We start from the raw sequence: 6,444 nt of genomic DNA on the forward strand, positions 1-6,444 counted from the left end.
ACCCTAGGACGTGGGCGGACCGTCGAGGTGGGTCAGGGTGCTTTTCGCCGTGGCGACCACCTGGACGGACTCGAGCCACCCCCTGCGCAGCCCGGCCTCGAGCGCCGCGAGATGGAACGCCCACATGCGCCGGTACACGGCGTCGAACCCCAGTGCCGCCGCGTCCCGCCCCCGGAGGGCGAACGTCTCGGACCACAACCTCACCGTCTCGGCGTGGTGCGACGTCGCCTCGATCCGCCCCAGCAGACGCAGCCGCGGAGAGCGGTCGACGGCCGAGACCAGTTCCGACCAGGGCACCACGGGGCCCGCCTCGGAGACGTACCTCGAGCCCCACGCGGCGAGTTCGACGACCGCCGGTCGGGGGCGCTCCGGGGACACCACCGCGGCGATCGCGAGCCTGCCGCCGTCAACCAGCAGCCTCTCAGCCGCGTCCAGGACCTCCGCGTATCCGGCGACACCCGCCGTGACCCCGGGATCGACCGCGACCACCGCGTCGACCTTCCCCCGCGCGTCCGCCGGCCCGCCCAGGAAGAGCGTGATCTCGTCGTCGAGCCCCGCCGCCGCGAATCTCGACCCGAGGGCCGCCAGGCGCTCGGTCGACGAGGTCATCGTCCGTACGTGTGCCCCGCGCTCGGCGGCCCGCATCGGCAACTCACCCCACCCGGGAGTGGCGACGAGGGCCCGGGTGCCGGCCCCGACGCCGGCAAGGGTGAGCAGCGTGTCGGCCGACCGCCGTTGGGCGTCCCCCAGGTCGTTGCGCCGGGGGGGCGACGCCGGGACCTCGAGGTGGACCACGTCGGTCCCGTCCTCCATCCGTGCACGGGTGCGTGCACCGGAGGCGAACACGGCGCCCGCCGTCGACATCGTCTCGTCGGTGTAGAGGGAGGTGAGCGCACCGGGAACGGAATCCTCGAGCTCCACCACCACCGGTCCCCCGCGCCGTCGCCCACCACCGGGGCTCCCGCGACCGTCGCGCCCATAGGCTCGTTCACCCGGGTGGGCGCAGTCGGAGTTCCCCGCGATCCACGGGCCGAGGGTTCCTATGGCCGCGCCGAGGTCGGTTGTCGTCCACTCACCGGCCATGTAGGACTCTCCCAGGCCGAGCACCCCGGCGGACGCGAGGCGCGCCCAGAAGCGCTCGGGCTCCCGCAGGACCACTCGAACAGGGGCGTCGTACTCGCCCGCCGCCGTCGAATCCGGGTAGTCGATCCTCAGACCGAGGTCCCTGGTCGACCTCCTCAGGGCCTGGGCGACCTCCCCCGCGGCCTGTCCGCCCATCCCGTCCGGCTCCGCGAGCGCGGGCCAACGATCGAGGTCGACGGTCTGCGGTTCGAGTCTGACCACCGGGTCCCTCCTCAGGGGTGTCGTCAGTGGGACGGTACCGCCGCACGTCGCCCGGGCGGGTCAGGCGCGACGGGGGGAGCGTTCACCGCGGCGAGCCCACTACGTGTGCACCGGCTACCGCATACCACTACCCTGGGGACTCGTTCCCGCGCGTGACCCGCCCGGGGACCCGATCGGCGAGCCCCGCGCTCACCACGACAGTCTCACCTTCACCAGGAGCCGCCATGACCGAGCCCGCACACGACCAGGTCACCGCCACCGCACCGGCCGGACGCCGGCACCGAGTCGTCATCATCGGGTCCGGCTTCGGCGGGCTCTTCGCGGCCCAGCAACTGAAGAAGGCGGATGTGGACGTGACCCTGGTCGCCAAGACCGGGCACCACCTCTTCCAGCCGCTTCTCTACCAGGTCGCGACCGGCATCCTCTCTGTGGGCGAGATCGCCCCGCCCACCCGGCTCATCCTGCGCGACCAGAAGAACGTCACCTGCATCCTCGGTGACGTCAACAAGATCGACGTGGCCGCCAAGACGGTCTACGCCTCGGCCGGTCACATCAAGTTCGACCGCGAGTACGACAGCCTCATCGTGGCCGCCGGCGCCAATCAGTCGTACTTCGGCAACGACCACTTCGAACGCTGGGCCCCCGGCATGAAGACCGTCGACGACGCCCTCGAACTGCGCAGCCGGATCCTCGGCTGCTTCGAGCAGGCGGAGGTCACCGAGGACGACGAGGAGCGCCGCCGCCTCCTCACGTTCATCATCGTGGGCGCGGGACCGACCGGTGTCGAGATGGCCGGGCAGGTCGCGGAGCTGGCCCAGCACACCCTGAAGAACACCTTCCGCCGTATCGATCCCGCCTCCGCCCGGGTGATCCTCCTGGACGCGGCCCCCGCCGTCCTCCCGCCGTTCGGCAACAAACTGGGCAACGCGGCTCGGGCCCGGCTCGAGAAGATGGGCGTCGAGATCCAGCTCAACGCCATGGTCACCGATGTGGACCAGCGCGGGATCGAGGTGAAGGACCCGGACGGTTCGGTCCGCCGGATCGACGCCACCTGCAAGATCTGGTCCGCGGGCGTCCAGGCCAGCACGCTCGGCAAGATGCTCGCCGACCAGACGGAGGCCGAGATCGATCGCGCGGGACGGGTCCTGGTGCAGAAGGATCTCTCGCTGCCCGGGCACCCCGAGATCTTCGTCGTCGGCGACATGATGAGTCTCGACAAGCTCCCCGGCGTCGCACAGGTCGCCATCCAGGGCGGCAAGTACGCCGCGAAGCAGATCATGGCCGAGGTCGAGAAGGGCAGGTCCCCCGCCGAGCGACCGCCGTTCAAGTACTTCGACAAGGGCTCCATGGCCACCGTGTCGCGTTACAGCGCGGTGGTGAAGGTGGGCAGGCTGGAGATCTCCGGATTCATCGCCTGGGTGATGTGGCTCGTGGTGCACCTCGCGTACCTCATCGGGTTCAAGAACCGCCTGACCACCATGTTCTCCTGGGGAATGCACATGGGCGGTGACCACCGCTCCCAGCTGACCTCCACGCAACAGTGGGTCTACGGTCGACAGGCCATCGAGCGCGTGGCGGCCCATGAGAAGGCCCGCTCGGCGGAGGAGGCCCGCGACCGGGCCGTCGAGACCACGTCGATCGGCGACTGAGGCGCGACGACTCAGCCGGTTCGGCGAGTCGATCGGTTCCGGGACGAGCGCCCGGCGGGACATCCCGCCGGGCGCTCTCGCAGTTCTGCCCCGGTTGTCGCCGCGCGCCCCGGGCCGGACAGGGCTTCTCGCCCGGCGACCGGGCCTACTGGAGGTTCGCCAGCCGGACCTGACCCACGGCAGCGAGTCGCCCCTCGTCATCGGTGATCTCGACACGCCACAGCTGCTGGCTGCGTCCCCGGTGCACGGGGGTACCGGTCGCCGTGAGCGTGCCCTCGGTGACGGCCCGCAGGAAGTCGGTCGAGTTGTTGACCCCGACCACCTTGCCCTCACCACCGAGCCACACCGCGCCCGCCACACTCGCGACCTCCTCGGCGATGGCACAGTAGACGCCGCCGTGGACGATCCCGTAGGGCTGGTGCAGGTGCGGCGCGATGTCGACCGAGACCACGACCCTGTCGGGAGTGATATCCCGGTAGTCGATGCCGATCCCGCCGCCGAAACCGGTTCCGGACCGTCCCCGGATCAACTGGATGAACTCGTTCTCGACCGCGTCGGACATCGGACCTCTTCTCCCGGCCCGGGCTGTCCGGGCGATTCGGGTACCGACGCTACCGCGCCTCCGCGTCCGCGCAGCCGAGCCGTGCGGGGTCACGCGCGTCAGGTCAGGTCAGCCGGGCCCAGCGGGCCGGGCCGGGCCAGGCGGGATCAGCGGACCGAGCCGGGTCAGGCGGGATCAGCGGACCGAGCGCCAACCCCTGTCGCGCACCGGGATCGGTCCCGATCCGGGCGTTCGCGGAAGGGCGCTGCGCCGCCGTACCGCCAGACCGGAGTCGTGGAGCGCCTGCAGCACCAGCTGTCCGCGGCGGTATCCGGTCTCCGCACTCGTGTCGGCGAAGGTCGGGACGATCGTCGCGGCACCCAGCACGCACTCCCCGACCACCGACCACAGGGTGTCGACGCTGCAGTTACTCACGCGGGAGAGATCGTCGAACACCGGACTCAGGGTCATGCGTGACCGGCAGGCGAGCCACTGCGCGAGGGCCTGCTCGCACGGCAGGACAACGGTCCCCGGCGATCCCGCGGACGGATCATCACAGAGCAGTCGCAAGGTGGTGTCCCGGACGCCCGCCCAGTCGAGCCCTCCCTCGATGTCGGTGCGGACCGCGAGGTTCTCCGCACCCGTGTCCCACACCCGGCCGATGGTGACGAAGCTCGCGACCGCCCGGCCGATCACCCCGTGGGCGAACGCGTCGGCGACGAGGTACGTCGAGAACCGGATGTCCCCGGACTCCGCGAAGTAGTTGCGGAACATCGTCTCGACACGTCCGCCGTCCACCGCACGCTCCAGCGGAACCCACCGGCGGCGGGACTGGGTACCGAGATCCGCGATCGAGTAGAACTTCGGGTATCCCGGTCTGAACCCGGCGAGTATCTCGACCGTGTCGTCGAACACCGTGCGCGTACCCACGATCTGTGTGGGCAGCATGGAGCTGGTCATGTCTGCTGCTTCCCCCTCGCTGATCACTTCTCACTCGGGCCGCCTGCACACCGGCGCCACACCGCGGCGCGTTTCCCCCCGTTCCGCGGGTGCACCGGTGTCCCGGCCCGGTAATAAGTGATACAACACACCACCTCGTACAACCAAGGGTTTCGGACCGGTTCCGGCAATCGTTGCACTCAGTGCACCACTGACCTGTCAGCAAACACTCAGGTTCGCGGATGCCCGCCGGACGGCCCGTCTCCCCCATCGATGCAGGTCCACTGCCCGGGAACCCGTGGACTACTCTGAGACACATGAGTACTGAGCGCGAGGACGCGCAGCCGACCTCAGACACCAACGGGACCGCCGACATCGGAGTCACCGGACTCGCCGTGATGGGCTCGAACATCGCACGGAACTTCGCCCGCCACGGGTACACGGTCGCCGTACACAACCGCTCCGCCGGCAAGACCGACGCTCTCCTGGACGAGCACGGCCGGGACGGGGACTTCGTCCGCACCGAGACCATCGAGGAGTTCGCCGCCGCACTCCGGTCGCCGCGACGTGCGCTCGTCATGGTTCAGGCCGGGGCACCCACCGACGCGGTGATCGACGCCCTCGCCGAGGCGTTCGACGAGGGCGACATCATCATCGACGGGGGCAATTCCCTCTACACCGACACCATCCGCCGGGAGAAGGCGATGGCCGACCGCGGGATCCGGTTCATCGGCGCCGGGATCTCCGGCGGCGAGGAGGGCGCCCTCGAGGGCCCGTCCATCATGCCGGGTGGCCCGGCCTCCAGCTACGAGGTCGTCGGGCCCATGCTCGAGGACATCTCCGCCAAGGTCGACGGGACCGCGTGCTGCACCCACATCGGCGAGGACGGTTCCGGTCACTTCGTGAAGATGGTGCACAACGGGATCGAGTACTCGGACATGCAGCTCATCGGCGAGGCGTACCACCTCCTGCGCGGTGTGGCGGGGATCGAGCCTGCGGCCATGGCCGAGGTGTTCCGCGAGTGGAACACCGGCGAACTCGACTCCTACCTGATCGAGATCACCGCGGAGGTGCTCGCCCAGGTGGACGCCGAGACCGGGTATCCCCTGGTCGACGTGATCGTCGACCGCGCGGGCCAGAAGGGCACCGGCCGCTGGACGGTCAAGTCCGCACTGGATCTGGGAGTCCCGGTGACCGGTATCGCCGAGGCCGTCTTCGCCCGCGCCCTGTCCAGTTCGGTACCGCAGCGCGAGGCGGGCCGCGCGCTGCCCTCCGGCGCGGTGTCGACCCCGAGCGGCACCGGCCCAGAGTTCATCGAGGACGTCCGGCGCGCGCTCTACGCGTCGAAGGTCATCGCCTACGCTCAGGGATTCGACCAGATCACCGCTGCCACCGCCGAGTACGGGTGGGATGTGGCGAGGGGTGACCTGGCCACGATCTGGCGTGGGGGATGCATCATCCGCGCCACCTTCCTCGACCGCATCCGCGAGGCCTACGCGGAGAACGCCGATCTCCCCACTCTCCTGGCCGCCCCCTACTTCGCCGAGGCGCTCGCCGACTGCGTCGACAGCTGGCGGCGCGTCGTCACCACGGCGGTGACCGCGGGTATCCCGGCGCCCGGGTTCTCCGCGGCCCTGGCCTACTACGACGGGCTCCGGACCGAACGACTGCCCGCCGCGCTCATCCAGGGACAGCGCGACTTCTTCGGCGCCCACACGTACCTGCGGACCGACCGCGAGGGCAGCTTCCACACTCAGTGGAGCGGCGACCGTACGGAGGTGCGGGCCTGACCGGGCCGGCTCGGACCGATCTGGGCCGTCTACTCGCCGGGCTCGGCGTCGCGGTCCCGGTCAGACACGCCGTCTCCACCGTCGTCGACGGCCCGGCGAGCGCGATCCAGATCGCCGCGCTCGACGACGCCGTCGCGGGCCGCGACCTCCTCGCGGTCGCGCCGACCGGCTCCGGCAAGAC

Annotated in this window: 5 protein-coding genes; 2 read left to right on the forward strand and 3 right to left on the reverse strand. The window is 70.4% G+C overall.

The window, feature by feature from the left end; translation table 11 throughout:
* Positions 1 to 3 precede the first annotated feature (3 nt).
* Entirely contained in the window at positions 4 to 1,344 is a 1,341-nt protein-coding gene (locus G6022_RS17110; protein WP_182690995.1) for a class I SAM-dependent methyltransferase, read from the reverse strand.
* A gap of 224 nt (positions 1,345 to 1,568) precedes the next feature.
* Between G6022_RS17110 and G6022_RS03065 the strand changes: the two genes are divergently transcribed.
* Positions 1,569 to 2,993, forward strand: coding sequence for an NAD(P)/FAD-dependent oxidoreductase (locus G6022_RS03065; protein ID WP_182638531.1), 1,425 nt, complete (start codon positions 1,569 to 1,571; stop codon positions 2,991 to 2,993).
* A gap of 145 nt (positions 2,994 to 3,138) precedes the next feature.
* Here G6022_RS03065 and G6022_RS03070 read toward each other — a convergent pair whose 3' ends face one another.
* Both G6022_RS03070 and G6022_RS03075 read right to left on the reverse strand, forming a co-directional pair.
* Positions 3,139 to 3,555 carry a PaaI family thioesterase gene (locus G6022_RS03070; RefSeq protein WP_182638530.1) on the reverse strand — a complete coding sequence of 139 codons (417 nt, stop codon included), beginning with the start codon at positions 3,553 to 3,555 and terminating at the stop codon, positions 3,139 to 3,141.
* A 174-nt stretch (positions 3,556 to 3,729) separates the two neighbouring features.
* Positions 3,730 to 4,494, reverse strand: a complete 765-nt coding sequence (locus tag G6022_RS03075) for a hypothetical protein (protein ID WP_182616261.1) — start codon at positions 4,492 to 4,494, stop codon at positions 3,730 to 3,732.
* Positions 4,495 to 4,790: 296 nt separating this feature from the next.
* On the opposite strand from G6022_RS03075, the gene gndA reads away from it, so the two are divergent.
* Entirely contained in the window at positions 4,791 to 6,263 is a 1,473-nt protein-coding gene (gndA, locus tag G6022_RS03080; RefSeq protein ID WP_179525228.1) for an NADP-dependent phosphogluconate dehydrogenase, read from the forward strand.
* Positions 6,264 to 6,444: the final 181 nt, after the last annotated feature.

Origin of the sequence: Dietzia sp. Cai40, from assembly GCF_014145165.1 — a bacterium.
GTDB classification, from domain to species: Bacteria; Actinomycetota; Actinomycetes; order Mycobacteriales; family Mycobacteriaceae; genus Dietzia; species Dietzia natronolimnaea.